Source organism: Chryseobacterium jejuense (assembly GCF_900100075.1).
Taxonomy (GTDB): Bacteria; Bacteroidota; Bacteroidia; order Flavobacteriales; family Weeksellaceae; genus Chryseobacterium; species Chryseobacterium jejuense.
In genome coordinates this window covers 82,975-108,426 of record NZ_FNEG01000004.1, presented here as the reverse complement: position 1 = coordinate 108,426, position 25,452 = coordinate 82,975, and the positions used below count along the sequence as shown (strand labels likewise).

Sequence of the window (25,452 nt, the reverse complement as noted above, 5' to 3'; positions counted from 1 at the left end):
CTATTTGGTTTGTAATTTATAGCAGACGTTTGAAGGAAACAGATATTTACAGTATGGGAGAATTAATCACTGAAGAAGTGTTTGCAGCACCACAATGGCAGAAAATAACCTATCGGATAGTAAGTCTTTTAGTATTTGCATTAGGAATTAACGTTCTCATGATAAAAAATGGAGGATGGTTGCCTTTTTTAGCTCCTGTGATTTTCTTCATTGCTGTTTCCATGTTTCTATACTCCCGTCAAAAACTTATTATTTCGAATAGTGAAATCCGTTTTGTGGGTGGTTTTAAGAGGTATTCTATTTCCTGGACTGATATTACAAAGGTTGATATGGTGAGACTTGGAAAATATAAAACACCAACGGTTACCATTTATTATTCCGGCGGAAAGCTGAATTTGAACAAAAGTTACTATCTCGAACCTCAATTCACAAGAATCTTATTACTAATAGAAACCAGAATCAATCCCGAATTATATACAAAAGGATACTGGGAAGTTCGTAACCAGCTTACTTAGAATTTGGTGTGAAAATATAGCAGAAATTTGGTTTACACCATTACTGTTTTTGAAAAGGCTTGAAATAATGGGATCAGAAGCTATTGTTTGATTGCACATACTGTTGGGCTCTTCCTTTTACAATAAAGTCTTTCGTAATGGTCAGCCATCAATCTAATTCCTTCTTCTGATCCTCACATCATTTCCTTCTTATGCTATTATTTGAATCGATAGCCAATATTCAATCCAAACTTAGCCACCACGTTATGATCTGTTTTGTTTGCATTGAACATAAGTTTTCCGTAGCCTGCGTTGGCTTCAACAAGAAAACCCTTTTTTGTGACTAACTTCCAACCAAGACCGGCACCCAAGGCAAGATCATAAACATCTTTATTCTCAGTGAATGTCACGTTGTCTGCTGCGTATATTTTTTTCCCATCAATGGAAGTGAACATTCCAAATCCTTCGAGAAAAAAACCGGAAGCATATTTTTTTCCAAAATAATATCTGTAATACGGGGAGATGTTGTAATTCATGTCCTTCTCCTTTGTATGATCATAAACAATAAATGTAGAGATCCCCAGCGATGAATGTTTGCTGAGATGTCGTTCAAAAGCTACTTCCACAGCACCGTATAACGGGGCAATTAGATTCAGTTTAATTTCATTTTTTTTCTCTTGTGGATCTCCATTCGTTTGGTTGTTTTGAGCATTAACAGAATAAAAAGCAAACAGAATAGTTGCGAGTAAAAAGTTCTTTTTCATGAATAACGTAATTTGAATTATGTAAGTGCAAAACTCAAATAATTCAAATTAGAACAGGTTTCAAAAGCTTAAAAATGGAGAAAATGGTACTTATTTGATGGTGTTTTTATACTCATTGGGAGTCTGACCGGTAACTTTTTTAAAGGCTTTAAAAAAAGTTGTTTTCGAAGTAAACCCAGCTTCTAGTCCCATTGTCAGTAGATTATAGTTGTCATATTCCGGATCTGATATCATTTTCTTGACTGCCTCCACCCGATATTGATTGATATAATGAGCAAAATTGTCTCCCGTTATTGTATTTACAATTTGTGAAACATATCCAGCGCTTATGCCTAATTTTTCAGCTACTTTTTCTCTGTTTAAGGTACTGTCTGTATAAATGTGCTCGTCTTTGCAAAGGTGTTCCAGTTTTTGAAAATAAAGATTGTCAGCCGTTATAGATTCTCTGGATTCTTCGGTAGTGTTATTTTCTTGCGTTATACTATTTTCTGCAACTTGCAGATCGGGATGTATAATAACCAAATCGTTGTTTAGAAAATGGTAGACCGCATCTTTGTTTTTGGCAAGCTTGTATTTGTAAATACCTATATAAGCTGTCCAGTGCATGATAAATGTTGCCAATAAAGCCAGTCCACTCATGGTAGAGGAAATGTCTATTCCAAAAAAGAAGCCAACCATATATGTAATTAGCCAGGTAAATAATAATAAATAGAGCGCGGTTAATAAGATAATTACCCATTTTTTCTCTTGTGGATCTTTTAAGTGCCTTATCATAAAATAAGAGTAAAAAGGGGGAAACAGGATGATGATAAAGGCAAATAAAAGCTGAATCAGCGTAAGTATATTGATGATGAAAATTCCGGAATCTGTGATTTTATAAATCCCTAAAATATCATTAAGATGGTATATAATAACAAAAGTAGAGGAATAGACGAACGGAATGTAATACAAATAAGCTCTTTGTCTGTTCTTTACCGTATCATCAATTCGGTTTATTATAAAAAGGAAGATGAAGACGGGAAGTAAAAATATCCACTCAATATAATCCAGAAAACGTAGCAAGGGATAGGACTTAAATGTACCTTCAATTTCAAAAACATAATTCAGTAAAACCATGGAAAGTGCAAATAGTAAGTAGGCCAAATACTTATTTGATTGACTACTGAATAAGGAAGATTTTAAAATAACCGCGCCTAAGACGATTCCCTGGAAAATTGCAATATTTAAAAGTGTTGTATAGATCAATTTTTTATAAAAGGTGTTGTAAAGATTGGGTAGAGTATATCATGGTTTAAAGATAGTTCTTTCATATGGAAAACAGTACAAGAAAAAATGAAGTGAACAATGAAACCAGTGTTATGATACTTAATAAATTTACTATATTGTGACTGTGAAACATAAACGATTGCCATACAAGTCGTATCGTTTATGTATCGGAAAATAACCATCGTAAATACTACAAATCAAACCAAAGTAAAAACATGCGAATTATGAAAAAAAGTATCATTCTATTGCTTGCTTTCATTGTGTATTTATCCGCAAAAGCACAAACAAATGTTTCCGCAGATTCCATAGCACAACGGAATTTGTTCCAAAGTTTAAAACCAGAATTCGAGAAATACGAAAAACAACACGGCAATTATATTCAAACCAATAATGTAAATATGCATTATTTGGAGTGGGGGAATAAAAAAGACCCAACACTTGTTTGGATTCCAGGAACATATAGCAATGGATATGAATTATACGAAATAATAGATCAATTGGTAAAAATGAATTTGCATGTTATTGCCATTGATTACTACGGTCATGGATTTACGCCTATTTCTCAAAAAAACTTGTCTATTTATCACGTTGCAGATGATATTAAATTTCTTTTAGATACAATGAAAATCAAAAAGGCAATTATCGGAGGCTGGTCAAGAGGAGGAACCATAAGTTCTGCATTTTATGATGCTTATCCGGAGATGGTTCAGGCTCTTATTTTGGAAGATGGTGGTTCTGTTGCTTGGGATTTTCAGGCAAAAGCAGCTCATATTGCGAAAGACATTGAAGAAACCCAACAATATTATACCAACAAAAAAACAGTGGTTTTTGATAACGAGTTTGATGCGTATTGGTTGATGTATAACAATTGGGGAATAAAAGGGAAAGACAATGAAAAATTAAAAAAGGAAATTTTCACTTCTTATGCCCGGATCAAGAAAAACGCAAATGGCAAATATGAAATAAACCCAGGTGCAGAAGAACTTACCGGCGAAAATTCAGCAGAAGAAAATATCGCCATTATTTACACTCCTTTTACCTCTAAAACTGCTTTTGGAGCTTCAACACACCAGCTAAACCCTAAAATTATTTATAGAAATCTGAATACACCTTTGCTTATTTTAGACCCTGTCAGTAAAAATGATTGGTTCGATTTTAAAGAAGAAAATGATCAACTTACGAATGAACACAAACCTTTTATTGTTCACAAGGTGTATGAAAATACTTGGCATGGCGTAAAAGACGAACGTCCGAATGAAGTAGTGAATGACATTAAAACATTCTTATTAAATAACAAGCTGATCAAATGAAAATTACCGTTAATTGTTTTTTTTGAATTGTTTTAAACGAAAAAAGCGCACCTTAATACGCTTTTTGTGAGCTTGTCGGTTGGAACATAAGTGATCCATTTTCACAAACCGCTGTTTATGTACTGTTTATTTCTTAGTTTTCATGATGTCATCAAACAAGTTATCCACTACTTTTTCTAAAATTTCTCCTGTTTCATTAAAGCTGGTGTTGGTGAGTATGGATATTCCCATATTTTGTTTAGGATAAATGACAAACCAATTCTGCATTCCGTAGATACCACCGTGATGTCTATACATTAATTGATGATCATTTTCTATAATGTACCAATGATAACCTTCCCAGAAATCAGAACCTTCTTTGTATAGTTTTTTATGAGATTCGCTGACAATAGGATTGGATGGGGCAAGCTGCAGTTTCATATATTTCACCAAATCCGTAGTTGTAGAGTGCAGTCCTGAAATTCCGCCCCATAAAGTTCTGTTGAAGTTGGGCATTAACTCGTTTTTATTGTTGTAGCCTTTTACCAGTCTTGTTCTGTCATTTTCAGTGAGTGTAAACCTGGTTTGATTCATGGTATTGGGCTTCAAAATAAATTCAGTGACTAGTTCCTCAAAAGGTTTTTGATACACTTTTTCAAGGATATAGGCGGTCAGCTCCGGAGCCGTGTTTGAATAAGAATATCTTTCTCCGGGTTTCGTTTCAATCTTGATGAGTTTTAATCCTTCAAAAAAAGCCTTTTTATTTTCGCTTTTTATAGGAAAATTAGGAAATCCACTGGTATGGGTGATGAGGTGCTTTATTTTGATAGGTTCACCTTTATATTCTAAATTGGGATAATGTTCATTAAGATAGATTCTGATATCATCCTCTAAATGTATTTTTTGATCAAGTACGGCTTTAGCGGCAACATAACCTGTAAAGGTTTTGGTTACAGAAGCTAGTTCATAAAGTGTAGAATCGTTGGGTTTGTTTCCTTTTCCAATCGTTAATTCTCCAAAATGCTTTGTCGTTGATTTTCCATCTTTAAGAACTGAAATAGAAACAGAATGAAATCTTTTGTCCTCTAATAACTGAAGAGCATTTTTTGTAATCGCATTTTCAACATTTTGTTTGTCTGCTTGTTGAACACTTTTACAGCCAAGTAAGGCAAAAAATAAAATAAGGGTTACATATTTCATGGTCAGAATTTTTATTTGATAGTCATAATCTGATGCAAATATGCGGTAGAGAATCTTGAAAAAAGTCCGTATAAAAAAGTCGGACTCATTTTCATGAATGAAATGAGTCTGATTTTTTACAATTCAAAGTTCGATTATTTACAATTGATTAATTATCAACTGTTTCTGAATGCGGTTGGCGTTTGATTCGTATATTTTTTAAAAGAGGTATGAAAAGAAGATTTTGAATTGAAACCTACTTCGTATAAGATTTCCAGCACTGTATATTCTTTTTTCGTGGGATCTTTCAGAATCGTCATTGCTTTTTTAATGCGGTATTCATTCACAAAATCAAAAAAGTGCTGATTGAGGTGATGGTTAATTAAAACAGACAACTCCCGAACAGGAATATTCACCTGATCTGCCAATTCCTGAATCGTTAATGAAGGTTCCAGGAAAGGTTCTTTTTCAACCATGAATTTTCTAAGCTGTTCGATCTGAGAACTTTTTGTTTCGTCGGTTTTATGTTCAGTTTCTAATGTTTCAGCAAAATCTTCTGTCGGTTGTAAGGTAGAATCAATTCTGCGAAAAAGCTCAGGATAATTTAATGCCTTTAAGATAAACCAGCAGGCAGCCAATAAAAAGGAAGCTCCCGCTACAATATGGATCCAGATAAACAGATCGTTGTATGCCGTATATCGTATGATATTTTTAAAAATAATACATACATGGATGAATAAGAAAATGAGGGTAAGCTGAAACAGCCATTGGTATAACAAGGTGTTGGGATTTGTGTAGTTTTCAAGATAAATCTTTTTGTATTTTTTGAGGATTATGAATACACCAACGATATAAAAGAAAAACTGCAGCTCCCCGATGAGCTGATACACAATCATTTCAGGGGATTGCCACATCGTTGTAAAGAAATCTTCTTTAGCAGCACCTTCTGTCAGATAAAGTCTTGGAACTAAAATTAAATTGGCAACAATGAAAGGAATAAGATGCAGTAAATGCTTTCTTTTTAATATAAAATCAGAATAACAAACGGCATTTACATACAGATAGAAAAGAGGCATTACCAATAAGTAAGCAGATATTTTGAAAGCTTTCAGATTATAACTCTCCACAAAAAGATGCATGAAAATTCCGCTGATATCAATGGCATTAATGATAAGGAATGCTGCAAATAATCTGCTTTCCAGTTTTCTTTCTGTTTTTACCGTTAATAAAAACACGGAAAGCAGCAGCGATACAAAAACAGCAATCGCAGCTATAACTTCCAGAAAACTTAATTTGTCCATTAGTTTTTTTACAAAAATAGGATATAAGTGATAAAGAAAAATAGATTTTGTTGATAAGAATGTTTCTGCTACGCAATGAATTTTTTGGTGTGTTTAAACTTAACCACAAAAGTCACAAAAGTTTTTATTTTTTTAACACCTTAGTACACTTTAGAAAGTTTAAAGAAATACCGCATAATTAAGTTCACATAAGATGAAAATCTTTGATTTTCAGAAAAACTTCAGTGTACTTGTTATACACAACGTATATAACTTAAATAGCTTCAGTGTTTAAAAAATCTTTTGTGACTTAATAAAAAAAATTAAACAGTGTTAGTATTCTGATGCCGGTCTGCTATGCAAAGTCTCCCCATTTTGAGCTGGTAAAATAAAATCATTTCTTTTAAAGTGCTCCAAAGTCAGGAGACTTCGGAGAGCTAGGGAACAGGAAGAGGTCTATTTATCCATACGCTTCGACGAATCAACAAAGTTGATTTTTTCTTTGCTCTCTTAAAAATCAGCAGTTTCAAAAATAAAAACATTGCGTCAAAAAAATATCCGTACATTATCTTTTAATCGCTAAAATCCTTAAATCTAGGTACTTTCCCATTCGCATTTTATTTGTAAGTTAGTGCTGCAAAAAAAAAATAGTATAGAAAATATACAGAACGATTTTGATGAAGAAGAATTCGAGCTGTCTTATTGCTCACTATTTGAAAAAAATTAAATACCAAAAACCTAAATTTATTACAATGAAGAAGACACTGATTATTCTATCAATAGGCGCTTTATTTGCTGCCTGTAACAAAAAAACTGAACAAAAAACAGATACTGTTGCCATAGAAGATGGCAGAGCCGCAGAAAAATCTCCGGGAGGAGCTACTCAATTTGATATCAATTCCATACCGGTGTCCAATGCTGAAGTGGGTGAATTGCCCTTTTTCAGTTTTCCCAAAGGGTTGGACTTCCAAAATAAACCGGTACAAAGAAGCTATGATATGCTGTTTTTTCCACTTAAAGGCGTAATGACACCAATAGAAGGAAAAATATGGAAAACGTACGTAGTAAACGGGAAAAGTAATACAGAAGAGTGGTCATTGCCTTATTTTTTGAAAAGTTATGATGATGCCATTGCAAAAGTGGGCGGTGTAAAAATATTTGATGGTAAAGTTTCTCAGCAAGAGCTTGACAGAATAACACCAGAGGCCAAATACTTTGGAGAGGAAGGCTCTATAGATTATTGGAATGAACCCGTAAAAGTATATGTCATAAGAAGACCCAATGGCGATGATATTTATATTCAGCTCTATGGAAATACGGCGACCGGAGCCATACAAATTCTACAGAAAGCACCGTTTGAGCAAACGATTTCGATATTAAAATCTGATGAAATAAAAAAAGAATTGGATGCAAAAGGCAAAGCTGTATTGCATATTAATTTTGATACAGACAAAGCAAGCTTACAACCCGATGGCAAAACAGCCGTAGATGAAATCACAAAAGTCCTGAAAAGCGACAGCCATCTAAAATTAGCCATTAACGGATATACAGATAACAGCGGAAATGATGCCCATAATGTCCAACTCTCAAAAGATCGTGCTACAGCAGTATTGAATGCGATAGCTACTTCAGGTATCGATAAAGTAAGACTTTCAGCAGAAGGCTTCGGCAGCAAAAACCCGATTGCAGATAATAGTTCTGAAGAAGGGAAGGCGCAAAACCGTAGAGTAGAGCTGGTGAAAAGATAAGGTAAATCCTACAGTTATAGAAAACTGTAAGTTGTTTTGCTTAAAAAATCCCAACGAAAGCTGGGCTTTTTTTGTTTTAATTTCTGCTGTGCGAAGACTTCTGACGTTGAACTCCGCTGCGCAAAGTCTCCCGACTTTGAGCTAGTAAAATAAGATCGTTTTCTTCAAACTTGCTCCAAAGTCAGGAGACTTCGGAGGGCTGACGATAGGATTAGAATAGGGCTTTACTTTAAAAAGACCCCAAACGAATATAAAAATACCAGTAAATAAGTACCAATTTATACACTTTTAAGCTTTTGAAACCTCTTCTCAATTTTCTTAGATGAATTTTGCATGTAAATAATTCAAATTACATGGTATGAAAAAGTTTTTATTACTAGCTGTTATTATTTTTATGACCTCATGCAGCCATGACGATTCACCTGATAGAAAAGCGCAGGTACAGCAAAAACTTAATGCAGCTTTGTCCAACTTCCCAGGCTTAAGCCTTAGTGTAAAGACAGCTTCCGGGAATTATACTCTGGTGGCAGGGGACGCGGTAATTAAAGAAAAGCCGATGGCCGCTTCTGCACTTCATTATATGCAGAGTATTTCAAAAACCTTTACCGCAGTTGCTGTCCTAAAGCTGAAGGAGGAGGGCAAAATTAATCTCGATGCCAAAGTAAACACCTATCTTCCTAGCATTTGTAATCATCTACCCAACGGAAATATCATTACAGTAAGGCAGCTGCTTACGATGACATCAGGTCTTCCTGATTATTTAGATAGCGGTCAGTTTTTAGACGATGTGGTTGCAGGGCCGTTGCCTATGACGAGCGAAAAGGTATTGAGCTATGTATACAATCAACCCGCAAAATTTGCACCCGGTACCTCATTTGGTTATTGCAATATAAATTATCACCTGCTGGCTCTTATTATTGATCGTGTGACGCCAAACGGGCATCGAAAGTATATTACAGACAAAATAATTAACGCCATCGGACTTTCCAATACCTATTATATAGCGGGCTCGGCAAGCACTATGGCTCCCGTAGGGACAACGGCTAACTATCTACAAATAGACGGTACTTTTACCGATATGAGTGAGTTGCAATTAGGTACAGTGCTTACTTTTATTGGCGATGATGGTATTGTGGCTTCCGTTCAGGATATCGCTGGATTTTACTACAAGCTGCTCCATGACAAAACCGTACTGTCGCCTACATCGTTGGAAGAAATGAAGATTGCGGTTAATGATCAAGGTACACCTACATACGGCTTAGGGCTACATTTTTATAAAACCAATGGTGGCTTACAGGCAATGGGCCACGAGGGGAGTGGTGTAGGAGCCGGTGCCTATGCTTTTTATTTTCCTTCCAAAAATACCAGCGTCGTCCTGTGTACAAACACGGGAACGCTTATCGATGCTGTAAAAGAGGAACAGTTACGGGCATTGTATGAGGAAATTATAGGGATATTACTTCAGTAAAAACTAATGTAAACCGTCGCATCGCGTTCCTTATTTACGAAGATGCCATATTTTATCAATAATCCTTCAAATTTTATTAATCCGTTCATTCGCAATACAAGGCTTCAGTGGGTTGAGTTTTTTTATTTTATTATTTATAATAAAAACAGTTTAAATTTCGTATATTTATAAAAATGTCTATTAATACTTTATAAAATAAGTTGTAAACATTAGTAATTTTTAAATTAAATAAAATGAAAAGTGTTTATGTAAGCGAAAGCGACGGACATAGAATTGGTGAAACTCCAATGAAATCAATTAGTATAGCATACTTAATTTTAGTACATCGCTTACCGAATCAATTTAAGAAGCTTTTTAAAGCCATCTACGATTCTACTAATTTCTACCTTATTCATATTGACAAAAAAGCCAATCAGGAAATTGGTAAAGATGTAAAGGATTTTTTAAAACAATATCCGAACGTACATATCTTAAACAGTGAAAATGTTATTTGGGGAGGATACAGTATGGTTCAGGCTGAGTTGGATGGTATAAAATACCTGTTGAGCATGGATGCAAAATGGGATTATTTTATCAACCTAAGCGGGCAGGATTATCCGTTAAAATCACAAAAAATCATCAAAGAGTTTTTATCGAAAAATAATGGGAACAGTTATATTAAAATTGATAATCAGGAAAAAATAAGGCCTGAAACGATGAACAGAATTGAGAATTATTTTGAAGAATTGGAAGATCGCATTTCTGACAAAACCCATAAAAGAGGTTTTATGAAAGGTGTCATACCTTATATCGGAGGACAATGGATGATTTTGACGAGAGATTGTTGTGAATTTATCAATAACAATGCTGAGGTTAAAAAATTTGAAGACTATTATTTAAATACACTCATTGCTGATGAATCTTTCTTTCAAACTGTTTTAATGAATACTTCATTTACAGGTACTTTAGTGAATGATGACAAAAGAGCAATTATCTGGATTCCTGACGGAGACATCAAATTACGTCCTAAAACATTCACCAAAACAGATATAAGCTTTCTCCAAACAGGAAATCATCTTTTTGCCAGGAAGTTCGACGATAATGTTGACAATAAAATAATTGATTATATCAAGATGAATTATGATGAGCCTTTTAAAACATCAGTAAAAATAACCCACGTGAAAAATATGGACAGAAATTTTAATCATCTCAACTAAAAAGAGTATTGAAATTCTAATAAAAAAACCTTTATCAAAATTGATAGAGGTTTTTTTATTGCCGGTAAAAACAGGGACATTTCTGCTGCGCAAAGTCTTCAGACTTTGAGCTGGTACATAAGATGATTTCCTTTAAGCTTGCTCCGAAGTCGGGAGACTTCGGAGAGCAGCTTCGTACCAACTTATTGAAGGAAGGTTAGACTTGTTGGCTTTGAGGACAATATGTTTCTACTTCCTTGTTAAGCATTCTGTTGTTCTAACCATTTTAAAATTGATTGGGTAGCTTCTTCTGGCTTTTCTTGTTGAATCCAATGGCCACAATCCAGACTCACAATATCCAGATTAGGAACAATGTTTTTTAGGTTTTCGGATTTGGGAATCGTATCCTGTTCACCATATATCATAAGAGTTGGTTGATGAATGATTGGGGGTACATCCGCCATTAAGTGCCAGTTTCTATCAAGGTTTCTGTACCAATTTATACTTCCTGTAAACCCTGATGATTCGAAAGCAGAAACAAATACGGATAGTTCGTTGTCTTCCATTAAGGGTTCCCCCGGTGGATTTTCTGCTCTTGCAAGATTAATCATTAGCATTCCGGGCTCTGGCGGTGTTGGAGGTACATTTTTGCGGAATATATTGCGGAGGAACTGAGCGGTGTTTTCATTCATTATAGCATCTGCTACTCCTGCTTGTCGATTGAAGTGAACAAAATAGAAGTCTCCTCCAAATATGGCTTCCATCAACTCAATCCATGGTTGTTCTCCACGCTCTTGATAAGGCAAAGCCAGATTTATTATTTTATTTACCCTCTTAGGATGCAATAGTGCCAGGTTCCAAACAACATTGGCTCCCCAATCGTGACCAACAAAAGTGGCATCTTCATATCCAAAGTAATCGAGTAGTGCGACCAGGTCACCTGTCAGGTGTGCAATATCATATTCCGTAACTTCGGTCGGGCTGGATGAGTTCCCATAACCTCTCTGATTTGGAATGATGACATGATACCCAGCTGCAACCAATGCTGACACCTGATGACGCCAGGAAAAAGCATGTTCCGGAAAGCCGTGGCAGAGTACAATAGGTTTTCCAGCATTCTCTTTACCTGCTTCAAAGACTTCCAGTTCTACACCATTGACTGAAATAAGAGTGGGATTGGGAAAATGGGTTGAGTTAAATACTGAGCTAATTTCGTTTGTCATTTTTATTCTTTTAAAGATTAATTAATGATGCAAACTTACAGCAGCAACGTGACAGCAGTGTGTCAGCAGTCAAAAATAAATTAGATCTATTACCTTCTGCTGCGCAAAATCTCCCGACTTTGAGCTGGTAAATAAGATTATTTCCTTTAAACTTGCTTCAAAGTCAGAGGTTTAGAGAAGGTGAGTATAGATAAATCAAGGTTTTCAGCATAGGGCTTCGGCAGCAAAAAACCGATTGCAGATAATAGTTCTGAAGAAGGGAAGGCGCAAAACCGTAGAGTGGGGCTTGTGAGAAATAAGGTAAATCCTCCAATAATAGAGGGTTGTAGGTTGTTTTACTTAAAAATCCCAACGGAAGCTGGGATTTTTTTGTTTTGATTTTTTGTTGTGTAATAAGCTTACGGAAAACCATAAAAAGAATATAAAAAATATATTTATTATTGCTTAAGAATCTAATATATTAGCTTCTAAACTAATTAACTGATGAAGAGATGAGAATTAAACAAATACAAGTGAGAAACTTTAGGCTTCTCGATAATTTTTCTGTCAATATTGAAGATGATATTACCCTTATAGTTGGTAAAAACAATACTGGTAAAACTTCACTATTTGAAGCGATTAATATTTTTACAAAAGCTTCTCAGGAAATTTCCTTTGAGGATTTTTCTTTAAGTAGCTATTTGAAATTTAAAAAGATAGTTAATTTTATTAATAGAGTTGACTTTAACGAAATTTCAGAGAGGAGAAAGGAATTTTTTCAAAAAATAATTCAAAATCAGACTCCCAAGGTTCAATTATTTATTGAATTTGAATATGATATAGAAACAGATTGCCTTATTAATTTAAGTGAATTTATAACAGATTTGAATGAAGAAAGAAATGATGCAACTGTTTTAATAAGTTTTGAATCTATTAATTCATTAGGTTTATTCTCTTCTTTTTTAAATAGAGAAAGAAAAGAAATAGAATTAATTTCTTGGTTAAAAGAGAATCTGAAAAAATATTATCAACTTACATGTTATGCCATTGATAAAAATTCAAATTTTAAAAAAGACATTGGTTTAAATTTTAAATCTAAAATTGAAAAAGTTGTTTCATTTGAAGATATCAAAGCCTCCAGAACTTTAGATGATACAAAATCGGATAAAAATAAAACATTAGCTACTGGGTTTTCTCATTACTATCGAGAAAGAGATAAAACTAAAGAAGATGTTAAAAGGCTCGAAGATACTTTAACAAAAGTATCTGTTGACTTAAAAAATGAATATGAAAAAGTACTTAAAGATGTAATAAGTGATTTGAATCATTTTGGAGCTTCAACACCAATATCGATTCCTAAAATAGAAATCGATTCAGAGTTTAATTCAGAGGCTGTAATAAAAAATAATATTAAATATTATTATAAACATGATGATATTAACCTGCCTGAGAGTTATAATGGATTAGGTTATAGCAATCTTATTTTCATGGTATTAGAGTTGACGAGTTTTATTGAAAGATTTAAAAATGCAAGTGAAGAAAAAAAATCTGAGTTTTTGACTATTTTGATTGAGGAACCTGAAGCACATATGCATCCTCAAATGCAACAGGTCTTTATTAAACAGATTACAAATAAAATTAATAACGCTAAGTCGAATGGTATCAATATTCAGCTTATAATTACAACACATTCATCTCATATTATAGCGGAAGCCGGGATTGATCTAAAAAAAGGCTTTGATAGAATTAGATATTTTAATAAAATTAATGGTAATCTTGAGGTAAATGATTTTAATAACTTCAAACATAAAAAAAGTGATACTGAAACATTTCGCTTTTTAAAACAATATCTTAATCTTCATAAATGTGATATTTTTTTTGCTGATAAAGTTATTATGGTAGAAGGCATTACTGAGAAAATGCTTTTACCTATCATGATTAATAAAGTAGCACCTGAACTAAATAAGAAGTACATATCAATTTTAGAAGTAGGTGGAGCATATACTCATAAATTTAAAGAGTTACTAAATTTTATAAAAGTTAAAACCTTAGTCATAACAGATATTGACTCTGTCCAATTGGATAATAATAGAAAAGCTTGTAGAGTAAATACACCAAATTCCGTTACATCAAATAGTACTTTAAAAAATTGGATACCTAAAAAAGATTCAATTGTAGATTTAATTTCAACAAGAGTAGAAGAGAAATTTGATGGGGAATTTATTCGGGTCTGTTATCAAATTGCTGAAAATGCTGAAAATCAATATACAGCTAGAAGTTTAGAAGAAGCTATAATCAATCGAAATTTAATTTTTTTTAAAAGTAAATATAATGATCTTAATGAAGAAAATACATTAATTGAGATTCAAGTGAAATCGAAATTTGAGTTGTTAAAAAATATAAACTTTGAAGAAACATCAGATTTATATAATTTATCTCCTCAAAAAGGGGAGAAATCACAATTTGCATTTGATCTGATGACTTTTAAAGCTGGAATTGAAGACATAAGTTGGAATGTTCCTAAATATATAGGGGAAGGTTTAGAATGGTTAGAAAAAGATGAATGAAATGACAGCAATAGAACAAATTATAGAGAATATTGATAATAAAAAAAGTTTTGTACTAGAAGCTGGTGCAGGTTCAGGAAAAACTTATACTCTAATTCAAACACTGAATTATTTGCTTGAAAATAAAGGTGAAGATTTAAAATATAATCATCAAAAAATAGTTTGTATAACCTACACTAATGTTGCCAAGAATGAGATTATTGAACGTTTAGAGAATCATCCATTAGTAATAGTTTCAACTATTCATGAATTTTTATGGGATTGTATAAAGTCATATGAAAAGCAGCTGAAAATTGAATTATGTAAGTTAAATGAAATTAGATATCAAATAGATATAGATTCAGATATAGATGAGTCACGGTATATCCCAAATTTAATAGATAGACTAAATAAAATTGATTCAGTTTTTTATAATGATACAGCATTTAGAGACTTTGAAAACGGTCAACTTCATCATGATGACGTTATTGTTTTATCAAAAATGATGTTTTGTGCTTATCCACTACTCACTAATATTTTATCACAAAAATTTCCTTATTTACTAATTGATGAATATCAGGATACCGCAAAAGAAACGATTAACGCATTAGTAGACTCATTGCTCGAAAATAATAAAAATAAAATTACTTTAGGCTTCTATGGGGATTCTCATCAAAAGATTTACAATAATGGTGTTGGTGATTTAACTAATTATATTCATACTGATTCTCAGAAGCTATATTTGGTAAAAAAGGAAGAGAATTATCGTTCCTCTATAGCAGTGATAAATCTATTAAATAAATTCAGAACTAATATAGAACAAAAGGCTCAAACTGATGTTCAAGGAAGTGCAAAATTTATTTATTGTGAATATAGGCCAATTAGAACGAGAATTAATAGAAATAATAGGGAAGTAGATGATGAAAGCCGATCTGCTTATAACAAAGAGATTGATTTACAAAAAAAAGAAAATTTTGATAAAGTTGTGAATTTATTATTAACTAGAGAAAATTGGATTTTTGATAAACAAGATAATAAAAAAAATGACAAAATATTAGTATTAGTCAATAGTGCTGTTGCTAAACGAAATGGTTTCTCTAATTTATACAGAATTTATAGTAGAAGATATAATAGAAGTGTTGGGGATGAATTAAATAAAAGGAAAAATGCCTTAATTCAATATTTTGTAGGCTATACTGATAAAAAAATATCTCAGGAAAGAGAAACGGGAGTTGAGCATTTGGTGAAGTTTTGGGAGGAATATAATTATAATGAAGTGTTGCGCTTTCTTAAAAGATATAGCTCTTTATTTGTTGATGGATATTTAGAGCATAAGCATAAAAAAATCATAACTGATATTTTAGATGAGTTAATAATAATTAGAGAAACTAAATCTGTAAAAGATGTTATGGAATTTGTTGAAAGTAGAAAATTGATAAGAAGATCTGACGCTGTTAAAAAGTTTATCGAACAAGCCGGGTTTGATTTTGATAAATTAGAAGATGGACCCGAGAAGAATAGATTTGTGAATAATAAAATTTTATATGATTCATTGTTAGACCTATCTTATAAGGAAATAATCAACTTTTTTGAATTTACACAAAATCATACTGTTTTTTCTACAAAACATGGAACAAAAGGGGAAGAGTATAGAAATGTATTGACAGTTATTGATGATAAAGAATGGGTAAATGAAGCCGAAGGATATAATTTTGAAGGTTTTTTTGATAATACTGATGTTAATGAAGAAAGAAAGCTAAGAACTAGAAATCTTTTTTATGTTGAATGTTCTAGAGCAAAAGAAAACTTAATTGTTTTAGCACTTTCTCCCATGGGAGAATTAGCATTAAATAATATTGAAAAATGGTTTGGTAAGAATAATGTTATTAAGCTAGATGATTTTTAAATTGTTTGCAAATAACTTACTTATGAAAAATTAAAATAACTCAAAAACAAATTATTAATATAGAAAATGAAAAATATCTTTAATCAATATCCTATTACAATTAAAACAAATTGTATGAGTGAAAATGATTTGTTTGAACAAATAGACGAAATCAAAAAATTAAGTTATGAAGGGTTAGGTTCATCTCTTTTCTTTGATTTACTTATAAATGCTCATAATGGGACTAGTGCATCTAAAAAAAATACATTTACTATTGATGAGTGGGTTGAACATTATGAAGTTTACAAAATAGTTACTAATCCCGATCAGCTTATTTTATTTTTTGAATATTTACAGAGGTTTCACTCTGGTTTAATTTCTAAATCAGATAAAAAGTATACACTAATAAATAGTCCTCGAAGAGAAAATTTTGGACTGGAATTAATTGTTTTGAAAACAATGGATAATGATTGAAAATATAAATTTCAAATCGATATAAAAACTGTAAACAAATAAAATCCCAATAATTATTGGGATTTTCTCTTATTTTGATTTTTAAATTCTTTTTGTAGTTGATTGATTTCACTTTCAATCTTCTTTAATTCTTTTTCATTGAGTTTTGTAAATAAATGTAATAGATCAATCTCAAGGAAATTACAGAATGTAACAAGACTTTCAATGGTTGGAATTGTTTCAGCTTTTTCAATTCTACCAACATGGTTGCTTGAGATATTCAGCTCATTTCCAAGCTGAAACAGAATAACAGTTTTTAATTCTTTTTGCAATGTAGCTGAGGTTTCTACGTAAAGAAGGAAAGCAATTTTATATGATTGTAATTACAAATGGGAAGTCGTTAATTCCAATTCTAGTAGGTGTTTGAGCTCCTTTAGTCAAGATATTTACTTGAGATTTTGCCTGCTCAAATATATTTCCTGCGAAATATATTGAATTTCTAAAATATTCGTGCGCATAAATTGCTATATCAATCATTACTTGTAAAAAGAAAAAATTGTGGGCGCTTTCGTCAATATCACAAGCAAATAAATATAGTGTCCCTTCATCAGCATTCTCTATAGCTGAATTAAATAATTGAGCAGACTCTTCACGAGTGAGAGGAGCTTTCACGGTTCCCCCGTATGCATATTTGGGTACTAATCTATTAATCCTCTTAATATCTAATTCAAAATCGATGATATCTCTACAAGATTCAATGATATGTAGTTGTTTTGGGCAGGAATATTGAATTTGACCAGGATTAATTATCGTATGTTCTTGCAATTGAAAAATTTGAATTCCACCTTTGTTTGCTCCATGGCCAATTAGTACTACAATTAAATAATCTTGATTATTTAACATTGTTAGGTTATTAAGAGTTTCTATATCAGGTTCTTCTAGTATAATTATTTCTGAGTCAAAGTCAAATGCTCCACCTGCATTACTAGTAAAAAAATCAATATAAAGTTGGATTATTTTTCTATCATTAATTAATTCTGTAGGTGTTTTACTATAACCTTTTATAAATAAAACTTTCTTTTCCAATTTCATAAACTTTAAGTTAATAGGATTTTATAAGGCTTTTTAACAGATTGCCTGAACAGCAAAAATAAAAAGGCTCGTGAAATTTTCAATCAGTATTTTCACGGAATTTCTAAATGATTTCGAAAATTTTGTCAAAAATAAATCCCAACTTTCGTCAGGATTTATTCATTTATAAGTTTAAAGAAATCAGATAAACTAATTTTTCTTGCTTCGCATATTTTGAAAAGTGTTTCAACTGGTATTCTGTAAGTTTCTTCACTTTTAATTTTTCTGATGGTACTTTCTTCCACGCCATGATTTTTGGCAAAAGAATTTTGTGACTTGCCTTCTTGAAGCCAAGGTATCAACCATTTTTTTGTAATGTATGAACAAATTTTTTCGTTTATATCTGTCATAGAGCAAATGAAATAATTAAATAATAAAAAATTACGGTCGATCGACCGTAATTAAATTTCTTTTATTACATTTATAAAAAAATACAAACAATGAAAAAGATAAAAACAGATCTAGATACTTGGTTTTGGGCAGACAAGAAGCATTACGGATTGCAGCTGATGGAAACTTTCTTTCAATTCAATGAGCTGGATGTTTCCAAAGAAAGGCTCAGCAATATGATGAATTATGCCGTAAAGAGAAATAGCTGGATTAATGAAGATCCGGCGGTCATCTTTGAGTTTTACCAGTCGATAAGGTCATTGATCCGGGCAGGATATCTCATCATGCTGAAGAAAAGAAAATGGACGATTGATACTCAGCCTGAGAAGATTTCCCCATGGGTTCTTGGCCTGCTTTCGGAGAAAGAATACCGGAATCCTCTGCTGGTTTTCAAAAAAGCATTCCGAGCATACACCCTCAAAGAATTTGATTATTTTCTATCCGGAATCGTCTATTTCTCAATGGGTGTCTATGAAAATCTACCGGAAAGGAATATCGTGATGCCCTACATTCATACGGTTAAAATGCTGGATGCGGCACACCTTATACTTCAAAGAAAGAGAGAAAAGAAAATAGTTGACAAAAATTAAAGATAAGAGGATTGTGTCTAAATTATTGATTCAGATGATAATATACTGATGAGATATTTTTTAGACGCAAAGGTTTTTTTTAAGCTGTTGATTGTAAGAGAGCAAAGGATAAAATCAACTTCGTTGATTTGCTGAAGCTTATAGATAAGCATAAAGCTTCATCAGCGACAAAGTCGCATCACTTTGCCCCCTCTCAATAAAGCGGAATTACTCATAAACTTTGCGTTTACCTTTTTAATCAAAAAATAATTTCAAATGATCTCCCGTTGCACAAAGTCAGGAGACTTCGGAGAGCAGATGATGCGAATATCACTCTTTGGTTTTCAGATAATCATTTGTCATTTGAAATAATGATTTGCTCATGGGCGATTTCGATACTATCTACTGACACTTCATTTCCGTCTGATTTCAAATAGGAACCCGTGATTTTAGTGGGAAATGCATTATTCAGTGTCCATTGCATGGTGACATTATCTTTTTCGTCCAGCAGTTTGATTAAAATAGTTCTTCTTTCAATAGTATTCGTCTTAGCCTGCTGCAACCAATCCCAAAAAGTATTGTCATTTACAAAAACACCCCGTTTCATGGTAACATTTCCGTATTTTGTAATTCCCGGCATTTTTTCTACTGAGAAAAGAGGGTTGTTACTTTTGCGATATTCTATAATTTGATTTTCAACATCCAATCCTGTAACTTCCTGAAAAGCTATTTTTTTTAATTTTGTTCCCAAATCTACTTCAAATCTGAATTTAGGTAGGGGCGATGTTGAGCCCAGTACATTTTCGTCATCTGTTGCCATACTATTTTTATTTTTTAATGATAAAATGACTTTACTCTTTCTTATTTTATGAGCTTGGTGTTGCCATCTGCTGATGAAATGTGAGTACAATAAACTCTGCCGGATGAACAAGGGATACTTTCACAGTTACGATCATATATCCGTTAAGAAGATCTTCAGCAGTCATAGTAGTGCCCAATCCGCATGCTACAGAAAAAGCATCCCCAGGAGTGGCTCCCTGCAGACCGCCTTGCTGCCAGATCGAAGTAAGGAAACTGCTAATCATAGATTTTACTGCCTCCCAGGTATTTTGGGTGTTGGGCTGGAAAACATATGCCTGAGCGGCCAGTTTGCAGGATTGTTCGAGAAAAATAAGCGTTCTTCTTACCTGAATGTATTTAAAATCCTGACTGTTTCCGTCCAGCGTTCTTGCTCCCCACACTAAAATGCCGAGTCCGTTGAATACACGGAGAACATTGATAGATTTACCAGAAACCGTTACATTTAGAAGTCCCTGTTGACTGTCTGAAAGAGGTATTGTAAGTGATGTTACACCGATAATAGAGGTGTTTGCAGGTGCCTTCCATGGACCATACTCATTGTCGGTTGTGGTAATAACTCCTGCCATTGCTCCGCTTGGTGGAAGAATATTGACATCTGAAAGCACATGATTTATAATTAAAGAATATATCGGGCTTGCATTGATAAGTGCGCTGTTATGTTGGGCGATGGTAAAACCGCTATCCGGATTTTGAATATTGGCAAGAATAGCCGCAATAGTAGGATCGTATGCACTTGCAGGATTAATGATGGGCTCCAGTTGGCTAAGGTCTCCTCCAAACAAATTGGTATAATCAATATCTGTACTCTGCATTACGGATGTTCTTAAAAAAGGATAATAGGCAATTCCATAGCTCAGACCTTTTGTACCGGTATTCATTCTGAAAGCATCAATATCCTGTTCATATAAAAGAGGGTCTGGTGTATTTCCCCCAATAATATCAAACAGACACACCGCTGTCTGCATACCTGCAGCCTGATTCAGCATATTCTGCATCAATGTGGCATTATTCTCAAGACTTAGCAAAGTGGCTTCAGGACAGATGTACATTGTAGGTTCCTGTGTAGTTAACAATGCAGCAAGACCTGTCTGTAAGTCATTTAGCATAATATTCGGGTTGATAACAGGAGTACCCGGTGTCATCGGTTTCCGGGAAGGTGGACCATAAGTTCCTACAGATACAATGTAAGCATCGCCACCACCATTTTCATAAAAAATCCTTACGCTATTGTACAAATAATAGATCGTATGAGGATCCGGAACGATCGAATAGTAAGCTCCGGCATTCATAATATAATCGCCTTTTGCTGGCTGACTTTTCTGCTGTATCAAATAGTATTCGGGACTGTACTGTTTAGAAGAATTTGCCGGTGTCGGCGGACTTGGTAAACAAAAATAAGTGATAAAATCGGAAAAAGAACTGATTCTTACCGGTACATTTGTATACGATTTCCCCTCATAAGAGGCTTGAGGTGTATATCCTATAAATGCCGGTACAGCCGTGGCAACTCCCACCACAGAATTTGGAAAAGCATTCAATTCCTGAATATAAACACCGGGAGTCTGGATGGTAGATAAATTCATTAATTTTGATTTTAAAAGTTCATTTTCTTTAAACTTGCTTCAAAATCAGAAGACTTCGGAGAGCAGGTGATGCGAACATCACTTATGATTTTACATTGATACATATACCGTAAACTTCGTAGATGAATAAAAAATGCCCCTTTTTCAGGGGTATTATATTATGGTGCTTTTACTTGCTCTATCTTTATGAATATTTTAGTAAGGTTGGGCTGGGCATTGCCTGAAGTGGGGGCCCCTGCCATAATGGTTGCGGTGTAAGCGGTTTTTGAAGAAGGATCACTGTCTATCCAGGTATATCTTCTATGCTCAGGTCCGCCACCGGCTCCATCTATAATCCCTATGTTCCCCCAGTAAGAACTTCCTAATGCTCCGGTACCTTGAGGATACCAGGTAGTTGATGAATCTGCCATACCGCCCCATACTCCTGAAGTAATATTGGTTGTGGTTACCGCTGAACCAATATACCCCCCATATTCGGTATTATAATTCCAATACAGATTAACGGTGGAACCTGTATTATTATACAACTGTACATTAGGATTGGCAAGGGTTGTCCCGCTGGTGGTATCAAATATGACCCTGATCGAATACTTCCCATCTGAGGTAGCAAGAGGGAAAGTATACGCTTGCTTCCCGTTGGAATCGGTTGTTAGGGTAGGGTATCCCATCACAGCCACAGATGAAATGTCTGCACGGCTGGTATTTCCCACGGTAGCGGTACAGTTTTGTCCTGATGTTAAAAAAGGAACGGTAGTGCTGTTCATAGCAAGAGCCATATCATTACCAGTGGTAGGAGTTCCACTTACTGAGAATACCAATTCGCCATCACCAAACTCTAAGGTTCCGGGTCTTAGTTGGAAGGTTAATCCGTTCACGGTAAAAGGTGCTCCTGAATTATATGAGCCTCCGTTTCCTTGGTTATAGGTAACTCTCAGGTTTCCATTGTAAGGAATACCGGGAGTATACGTAGAAGGATTTAAGTAAGCGGTAGTACATTGTAATGCGGAAATCGTTGGAGAGATGGCATTTGTTGCTTGTGTAAGTCTTTCCCATACGGCTCCATCAAAATAATAATAGCCCATAGCAGTAACATTAATACGTTGTCCTGTAGCATCTCCGCCAGTGACATCCGTAATATAAACTAATGCTCCTCTCTGATCGCTGCCATAGGTAGCCGTAAGGGCCGTAAGCTCAGCTCTTGTAAGTCTCGGAGCCTGTAATCCGTATGTTTGGGTGTTATCCGTAATCAGGCCCGAAGTATCTCTTTTAGCAGATACATCCATCGTTGTTTTGGGTAAAGTTGTATTGATGCCTACTTGAGCAAGTGAGAATCCAGAGATAAGAATAGCACTGAATTGTGTAAATTTTGTTTTCATATTAAGGTGTTATTTGGGTAAACCAAATATAATTTATTTTTTATTAAAAAATAAATAAATCGCTTTTATAATTGAAAATAATTAATTAGTTCATAATGTTTTATTAGAATATGAGGATTTTAAAAAGGTTTGTAACGGTTTTAATTTCAGTATTTTATGTTTGTGTAAAATTATTTATATCAAATTTTCCTAATTCTGTTTTTCTCTAAAATAAGATGGTTTTTGTTTGATATATAGATGTTTGTACTCATTGTTTTATTTCTAATCAGTTCTAATGTCTAGAAGACATCACTAAATATATTATAGTTAAATATAAATGGTTATCAATGAATTTGATAAAATATCCAAAATCTAAAATATCCTAGTGGGATTTTCTTGTAGGTGAGGTTTCTTACAATCTTATTCGGAAACTATATATTTAAATGTACTGAAACCCTTTGTGCATTATGAATGCAAAGAAATAAGTTGTTCGTTCGATTGAAAATAAGTAATTTTTTTTTACCACAAAACATTTACAATGAACAACTTAATTGCAAATTACGAAAGAATTTTGGAGGTTTTACGGGAAATTTCAGATGAAACACTTTTATCTTACCAGAGACGTATTCCCAAAATGAAGGATTTAGAGGTTGTAAGCCTCGTCTTGACTGCCGAATATATGGGGATTGACAGCGAAAATCATCTGTTCCGCCAACTTCCTGGTCTTATAAGCGAGAAGATAGAACGGAGTGTTTACAATCGCAAAAAGCGAAAATTGTATTTGAAAATCAATTAAATACGCTTAAAAATAGCTCACGGTTTTAATGAATTTGAAGATTGTTTTATTGTCGACAGTATGCCTTTGGAAATCTGTAAAATCTCCAGAAGCGCACGCTCTAAAATAGGTGAAGATGAACAGTATTGTTAACCAAACAGAGGTTTTTGCGCATCACAGTAAATGTCTTTTTATGGCTACAAACTTCATGTGGTTTGTTCTGTGAACGGTGTTTTTCAAAGTATAGACTAAGTCCGGCATCTATTCATGATATTCACTTTTTGAAGGACATTAAAGAACGGTTGTCTGATTGTATCTTGCTTGGTGATAAAGGGTATCTCTCATCAGAGGCACAGGTAGGTTTGTTTATTACCTTGGGAACTCCGAAAAGAATCAACCAAAAAGACTACAAACCACAGTTTTGCTTGTTTAAAAAGCACAGAAAAAGAATTGAAACATTATTCTCTCAGCTATGTGACCAATTTATGGTAAGAAGGAATCCATTGGTTATTTACAATTTTTTTTATTACCCTGCTCTAGGTTGATGTTTTTTTTAATAAAATTTATGTGAGAGACACACTCCATTTAATTATGACCGGAGTCGTCTACGTGATTACATGTTGTGTTGTTAATTCGGATTGAACTGAATATTGAAATTCTTTAAATAATCCTCTATGGGTCCCATTCCCATTTCTTTTCTTCTTTCGTTCACAGTTTCAGGATTTTCTAATTTATACAATTTACCATTTTCTATTTGTGAACCATATATTTGGGGGTTTCCTTCGTCCATTAAAATCCTATCTTTCATCAATGCATATTGTTGTTTAGATAAGTCTCCATTTTTAACCGCTTTCTCTATTTGTGGAAAATACTTTTTTCTGATTTCTTTAGTACTATGTTGCAGTCCCAACCAGATTGCATCCATTTGTTTTTGACCTACTTCCTTTAATGTTGGCATACCACACTTTTCAATAATGCTAATCACTAATTCTTGATTCCTATGGTCTTCTTTAGCGTATTTGATGAGTTCGTTTGATTTTCTAATCTTTTGGTCACTTTCTAAAACTTCACTCAAGATTTGATGTTTTTTGCTGCAATCGACTTCAATAATATCTACTGAACCTACATAGACAAATTTATCCTTATTCATATAAAGGAATATTGATATCATTAAAACAAGAGCGGCTAATATGCTAAATAATATTTTTTTTATTTTCATTTCTATTTTTGTGTCATATTCCAAAATAGATTGACCATTTTTGGTTAAAAGTTAATTGTAAAAATAGGAATTATTTTTAAGCGCACGCTCTAAAATAGGTAAAGATGAACAGTATTGTTATTCAAACAGAGGTTTTTGCGCATCACAGCAAATGTCTTTTTATGGCTACAACTTCACGCGGTTTGTTCTGTGAACGGTGTTTTTTAAAGTATAGACCTAAGTCCGGCATCTATTCATGATATTCACTTTTTGAAGGAGATTAAAGGACGGTTGTCTGATTGTATCTTGCTTGGTGATAAAGGGTATCTCTCATCAGAGGTACAGGTAGATTTGTTTAATTATGCTAATATTACCTTGGGAACTCCGAAAAGAATCAACCAAAAAGACTACAAACCACAGTTTTGCTTGTTTAAAAAGCACAGAAAAAGAATTGAAACATTATTCTCTCAGCTATGTGACCAATTTATGATAAGAAGGAATTATGCAAAAACATTTGAAGGATTCAAAACAAGAGTTTTAGCAAAGATTACAGCTCTTACAATTGTTCAATTTATTAATAAAAACTATTAAACAAAAAAATCAACAATCTAAAGTCAAGCATAATTTAAAACGCACAACGGGTGTACTGAATCAAAAAAATAATATTTGTTTTATAATCAATCTGGTTTATTTGTAATAAGAAGTAGAATTAACATTTTCGTAAAATATAATCAGGCACATCCGGGTATATCATGCCATAAAATTTTCTATATTTAGAAGTATATTAGTATTCATTTTATTAATGGTTAAAAAATGGCTTGTGTTTGTATTTTACACTCCA

21 protein-coding genes and 2 pseudogenes are annotated in these 25,452 nt (G+C 33.4%); 11 read left to right on the top strand and 12 right to left on the bottom strand.

Going from position 1 to position 25,452, the window contains the following annotated elements; translation table 11 throughout:
* Window positions 1-53 precede the first annotated feature (53 nt).
* Window positions 54-515 (top strand): hypothetical protein, encoded by a 462-nt coding sequence (locus BLS98_RS12900; RefSeq protein WP_089736923.1) that lies wholly within the window; start codon window positions 54-56, stop codon window positions 513-515.
* A gap of 197 nt (window positions 516-712) precedes the next feature.
* Here BLS98_RS12900 and BLS98_RS12895 read toward each other — a convergent pair whose 3' ends face one another.
* Entirely contained in the window at window positions 713-1,258 is a 546-nt protein-coding gene (locus tag BLS98_RS12895; RefSeq protein WP_089736922.1) for a DUF3575 domain-containing protein, read from the bottom strand.
* A 90-nt stretch (window positions 1,259-1,348) separates the two neighbouring features.
* Entirely contained in the window at window positions 1,349-2,401 is a 1,053-nt protein-coding gene (locus BLS98_RS12890; protein WP_228425210.1) for a helix-turn-helix domain-containing protein, read from the bottom strand.
* A 347-nt stretch (window positions 2,402-2,748) separates the two neighbouring features.
* Here BLS98_RS12890 and BLS98_RS12885 point away from each other — a divergent pair, with 347 nt between their 5' ends.
* Window positions 2,749-3,834 (top strand): alpha/beta fold hydrolase, encoded by a 1,086-nt coding sequence (locus BLS98_RS12885; RefSeq protein ID WP_089737329.1) that lies wholly within the window; start codon window positions 2,749-2,751, stop codon window positions 3,832-3,834.
* A 126-nt stretch (window positions 3,835-3,960) separates the two neighbouring features.
* Here the strand turns inward: BLS98_RS12885 and BLS98_RS12880 are convergent, their stop codons facing one another.
* Window positions 3,961-5,013, bottom strand: a complete 1,053-nt coding sequence (locus BLS98_RS12880) for a serine hydrolase domain-containing protein (RefSeq protein WP_089736920.1) — start codon at window positions 5,011-5,013, stop codon at window positions 3,961-3,963.
* 155 nt (window positions 5,014-5,168) lie between these two features.
* A complete protein-coding gene (locus tag BLS98_RS12875) occupies window positions 5,169-6,293 on the bottom strand; it encodes a helix-turn-helix domain-containing protein (protein ID WP_089736919.1) in 1,125 nt (374 codons plus the stop codon).
* Between the two features lie 731 nt (window positions 6,294-7,024).
* Between BLS98_RS12875 and BLS98_RS12870 the strand changes: the two genes are divergently transcribed.
* The 3 genes from BLS98_RS12870 to BLS98_RS12860 all read left to right on the top strand — a co-directional run bounded on the left by BLS98_RS12870 (window position 7,025) and on the right by BLS98_RS12860 (window position 10,684).
* Window positions 7,025-8,020, top strand: a complete 996-nt coding sequence (locus tag BLS98_RS12870; RefSeq protein WP_089737328.1) for an OmpA family protein — start codon at window positions 7,025-7,027, stop codon at window positions 8,018-8,020.
* A gap of 358 nt (window positions 8,021-8,378) precedes the next feature.
* On the top strand, window positions 8,379-9,488 hold the full coding sequence (locus BLS98_RS12865; protein ID WP_089736918.1) for a serine hydrolase domain-containing protein: 1,110 nt from the start codon (window positions 8,379-8,381) through the stop codon (window positions 9,486-9,488).
* A gap of 233 nt (window positions 9,489-9,721) precedes the next feature.
* Window positions 9,722-10,684 (top strand): beta-1,6-N-acetylglucosaminyltransferase, encoded by a 963-nt coding sequence (locus tag BLS98_RS12860; RefSeq protein ID WP_228425208.1) that lies wholly within the window; start codon window positions 9,722-9,724, stop codon window positions 10,682-10,684.
* A gap of 239 nt (window positions 10,685-10,923) precedes the next feature.
* On the opposite strand, the gene BLS98_RS12855 is transcribed toward BLS98_RS12860, so the two are convergent.
* Window positions 10,924-11,886, bottom strand: a complete 963-nt coding sequence (locus BLS98_RS12855; RefSeq protein WP_089736917.1) for an alpha/beta fold hydrolase — start codon at window positions 11,884-11,886, stop codon at window positions 10,924-10,926.
* A gap of 491 nt (window positions 11,887-12,377) precedes the next feature.
* Between BLS98_RS12855 and BLS98_RS12845 the strand changes: the two genes are divergently transcribed.
* The 3 genes from BLS98_RS12845 (at window position 12,378) to BLS98_RS12835 (ending at window position 16,770) form a co-directional block, all read left to right on the top strand.
* Window positions 12,378-14,432: an AAA family ATPase gene (locus BLS98_RS12845; protein WP_089736915.1), complete on the top strand. Its 2,055-nt coding sequence runs from the start codon at window positions 12,378-12,380 to the stop codon at window positions 14,430-14,432.
* A gap of 1 nt (window position 14,433) precedes the next feature.
* The gene (locus BLS98_RS12840; RefSeq protein ID WP_167356224.1) at window positions 14,434-16,317 is read left to right on the top strand and encodes a UvrD-helicase domain-containing protein; all 1,884 of its coding nucleotides are present in this window, start codon (window positions 14,434-14,436) and stop codon (window positions 16,315-16,317) included.
* A 114-nt stretch (window positions 16,318-16,431) separates the two neighbouring features.
* Window positions 16,432-16,770: an HAD family hydrolase gene (locus tag BLS98_RS12835; protein ID WP_089736913.1), complete on the top strand. Its 339-nt coding sequence runs from the start codon at window positions 16,432-16,434 to the stop codon at window positions 16,768-16,770.
* Between the two features lie 53 nt (window positions 16,771-16,823).
* Here the strand turns inward: BLS98_RS12835 and BLS98_RS12830 are convergent, their stop codons facing one another.
* The 3 genes from BLS98_RS12830 to BLS98_RS12820 form a co-directional block, all read right to left on the bottom strand.
* Window positions 16,824-17,081 (bottom strand): helix-turn-helix domain-containing protein, encoded by a 258-nt coding sequence (locus tag BLS98_RS12830; RefSeq protein ID WP_089736912.1) that lies wholly within the window; start codon window positions 17,079-17,081, stop codon window positions 16,824-16,826.
* A 37-nt stretch (window positions 17,082-17,118) separates the two neighbouring features.
* Window positions 17,119-17,841, bottom strand: coding sequence for a hypothetical protein (locus BLS98_RS12825; RefSeq protein WP_089736911.1), 723 nt, complete (start codon window positions 17,839-17,841; stop codon window positions 17,119-17,121).
* A gap of 155 nt (window positions 17,842-17,996) precedes the next feature.
* On the bottom strand, window positions 17,997-18,230 hold the full coding sequence (locus BLS98_RS12820) for a helix-turn-helix domain-containing protein (protein WP_002977873.1): 234 nt from the start codon (window positions 18,228-18,230) through the stop codon (window positions 17,997-17,999).
* 90 nt (window positions 18,231-18,320) lie between these two features.
* On the opposite strand from BLS98_RS12820, the gene BLS98_RS12815 reads away from it, so the two are divergent.
* A complete protein-coding gene (locus tag BLS98_RS12815) occupies window positions 18,321-18,860 on the top strand; it encodes a hypothetical protein (protein WP_089736910.1) in 540 nt (179 codons plus the stop codon).
* A gap of 331 nt (window positions 18,861-19,191) precedes the next feature.
* Here BLS98_RS12815 and BLS98_RS12810 read toward each other — a convergent pair whose 3' ends face one another.
* From BLS98_RS12810 to BLS98_RS12800, 3 genes are all read right to left on the bottom strand, one after another.
* A complete protein-coding gene (locus BLS98_RS12810) occupies window positions 19,192-19,659 on the bottom strand; it encodes a phage tail protein (RefSeq protein ID WP_089736909.1) in 468 nt (155 codons plus the stop codon).
* A 46-nt stretch (window positions 19,660-19,705) separates the two neighbouring features.
* Entirely contained in the window at window positions 19,706-21,283 is a 1,578-nt protein-coding gene (locus BLS98_RS12805) for a phage tail sheath family protein (protein WP_089736908.1), read from the bottom strand.
* A gap of 158 nt (window positions 21,284-21,441) precedes the next feature.
* The gene (locus BLS98_RS12800; RefSeq protein WP_089736907.1) at window positions 21,442-22,659 is read right to left on the bottom strand and encodes a hypothetical protein; all 1,218 of its coding nucleotides are present in this window, start codon (window positions 22,657-22,659) and stop codon (window positions 21,442-21,444) included.
* A gap of 517 nt (window positions 22,660-23,176) precedes the next feature.
* Between BLS98_RS12800 and BLS98_RS23585 the strand changes: the two are divergent.
* A pseudogene (locus BLS98_RS23585) lies at window positions 23,177-23,913 on the top strand (IS982 family transposase); the annotation flags it as partial.
* Window positions 23,914-24,041: 128 nt separating this feature from the next.
* On the opposite strand, the gene BLS98_RS12785 reads toward BLS98_RS23585, so the two are convergent.
* Window positions 24,042-24,632, bottom strand: coding sequence for a DUF6624 domain-containing protein (locus BLS98_RS12785; protein ID WP_089736904.1), 591 nt, complete (start codon window positions 24,630-24,632; stop codon window positions 24,042-24,044).
* A gap of 79 nt (window positions 24,633-24,711) precedes the next feature.
* Here BLS98_RS12785 and BLS98_RS12780 point away from each other — a divergent pair.
* Window positions 24,712-25,240 (top strand): annotated as a pseudogene (locus tag BLS98_RS12780) (IS982 family transposase); the annotation flags it as partial.
* Window positions 25,241-25,452 lie beyond the last annotated feature (212 nt).

What these genes read in the sequence shown, in the direction of transcription:
- BLS98_RS12875 (WP_089736919.1), bottom strand. Translation starts at nt 6,293, where the DNA reads ATGGACAAATTAAGTTTTCTGGAAGTTATAGCTGCGATTGCTGTTTTT.
- BLS98_RS12860 (WP_228425208.1), top strand. Translation starts at nt 9,722, where the DNA reads ATGAAAAGTGTTTATGTAAGCGAAAGCGACGGACATAGAATTGGTGAA.
- BLS98_RS12885 (WP_089737329.1), top strand. Translation starts at nt 2,749, where the DNA reads ATGAAAAAAAGTATCATTCTATTGCTTGCTTTCATTGTGTATTTATCC.
- BLS98_RS12805 (WP_089736908.1), bottom strand. Translation starts at nt 21,283, where the DNA reads ATGAATTTATCTACCATCCAGACTCCCGGTGTTTATATTCAGGAATTG.
- BLS98_RS12785 (WP_089736904.1), bottom strand. Translation starts at nt 24,632, where the DNA reads ATGAAAATAAAAAAAATATTATTTAGCATATTAGCCGCTCTTGTTTTA.
- BLS98_RS12870 (WP_089737328.1), top strand. Translation starts at nt 7,025, where the DNA reads ATGAAGAAGACACTGATTATTCTATCAATAGGCGCTTTATTTGCTGCC.
- BLS98_RS12845 (WP_089736915.1), top strand. Translation starts at nt 12,378, where the DNA reads ATGAGAATTAAACAAATACAAGTGAGAAACTTTAGGCTTCTCGATAAT.
- BLS98_RS12895 (WP_089736922.1), bottom strand. Translation starts at nt 1,258, where the DNA reads ATGAAAAAGAACTTTTTACTCGCAACTATTCTGTTTGCTTTTTATTCT.
- BLS98_RS12900 (WP_089736923.1), top strand. Translation starts at nt 54, where the DNA reads ATGGGAGAATTAATCACTGAAGAAGTGTTTGCAGCACCACAATGGCAG.
- BLS98_RS12825 (WP_089736911.1), bottom strand. Translation starts at nt 17,841, where the DNA reads ATGAAATTGGAAAAGAAAGTTTTATTTATAAAAGGTTATAGTAAAACA.
- BLS98_RS12880 (WP_089736920.1), bottom strand. Translation starts at nt 5,013, where the DNA reads ATGAAATATGTAACCCTTATTTTATTTTTTGCCTTACTTGGCTGTAAA.
- BLS98_RS12840 (WP_167356224.1), top strand. Translation starts at nt 14,434, where the DNA reads ATGACAGCAATAGAACAAATTATAGAGAATATTGATAATAAAAAAAGT.
- BLS98_RS12835 (WP_089736913.1), top strand. Translation starts at nt 16,432, where the DNA reads ATGAGTGAAAATGATTTGTTTGAACAAATAGACGAAATCAAAAAATTA.
- BLS98_RS12800 (WP_089736907.1), bottom strand. Translation starts at nt 22,659, where the DNA reads ATGAAAACAAAATTTACACAATTCAGTGCTATTCTTATCTCTGGATTC.
- BLS98_RS12855 (WP_089736917.1), bottom strand. Translation starts at nt 11,886, where the DNA reads ATGACAAACGAAATTAGCTCAGTATTTAACTCAACCCATTTTCCCAAT.
- BLS98_RS12865 (WP_089736918.1), top strand. Translation starts at nt 8,379, where the DNA reads ATGAAAAAGTTTTTATTACTAGCTGTTATTATTTTTATGACCTCATGC.
- BLS98_RS12810 (WP_089736909.1), bottom strand. Translation starts at nt 19,659, where the DNA reads ATGGCAACAGATGACGAAAATGTACTGGGCTCAACATCGCCCCTACCT.
- BLS98_RS12820 (WP_002977873.1), bottom strand. Translation starts at nt 18,230, where the DNA reads ATGACAGATATAAACGAAAAAATTTGTTCATACATTACAAAAAAATGG.
- BLS98_RS12815 (WP_089736910.1), top strand. Translation starts at nt 18,321, where the DNA reads ATGAAAAAGATAAAAACAGATCTAGATACTTGGTTTTGGGCAGACAAG.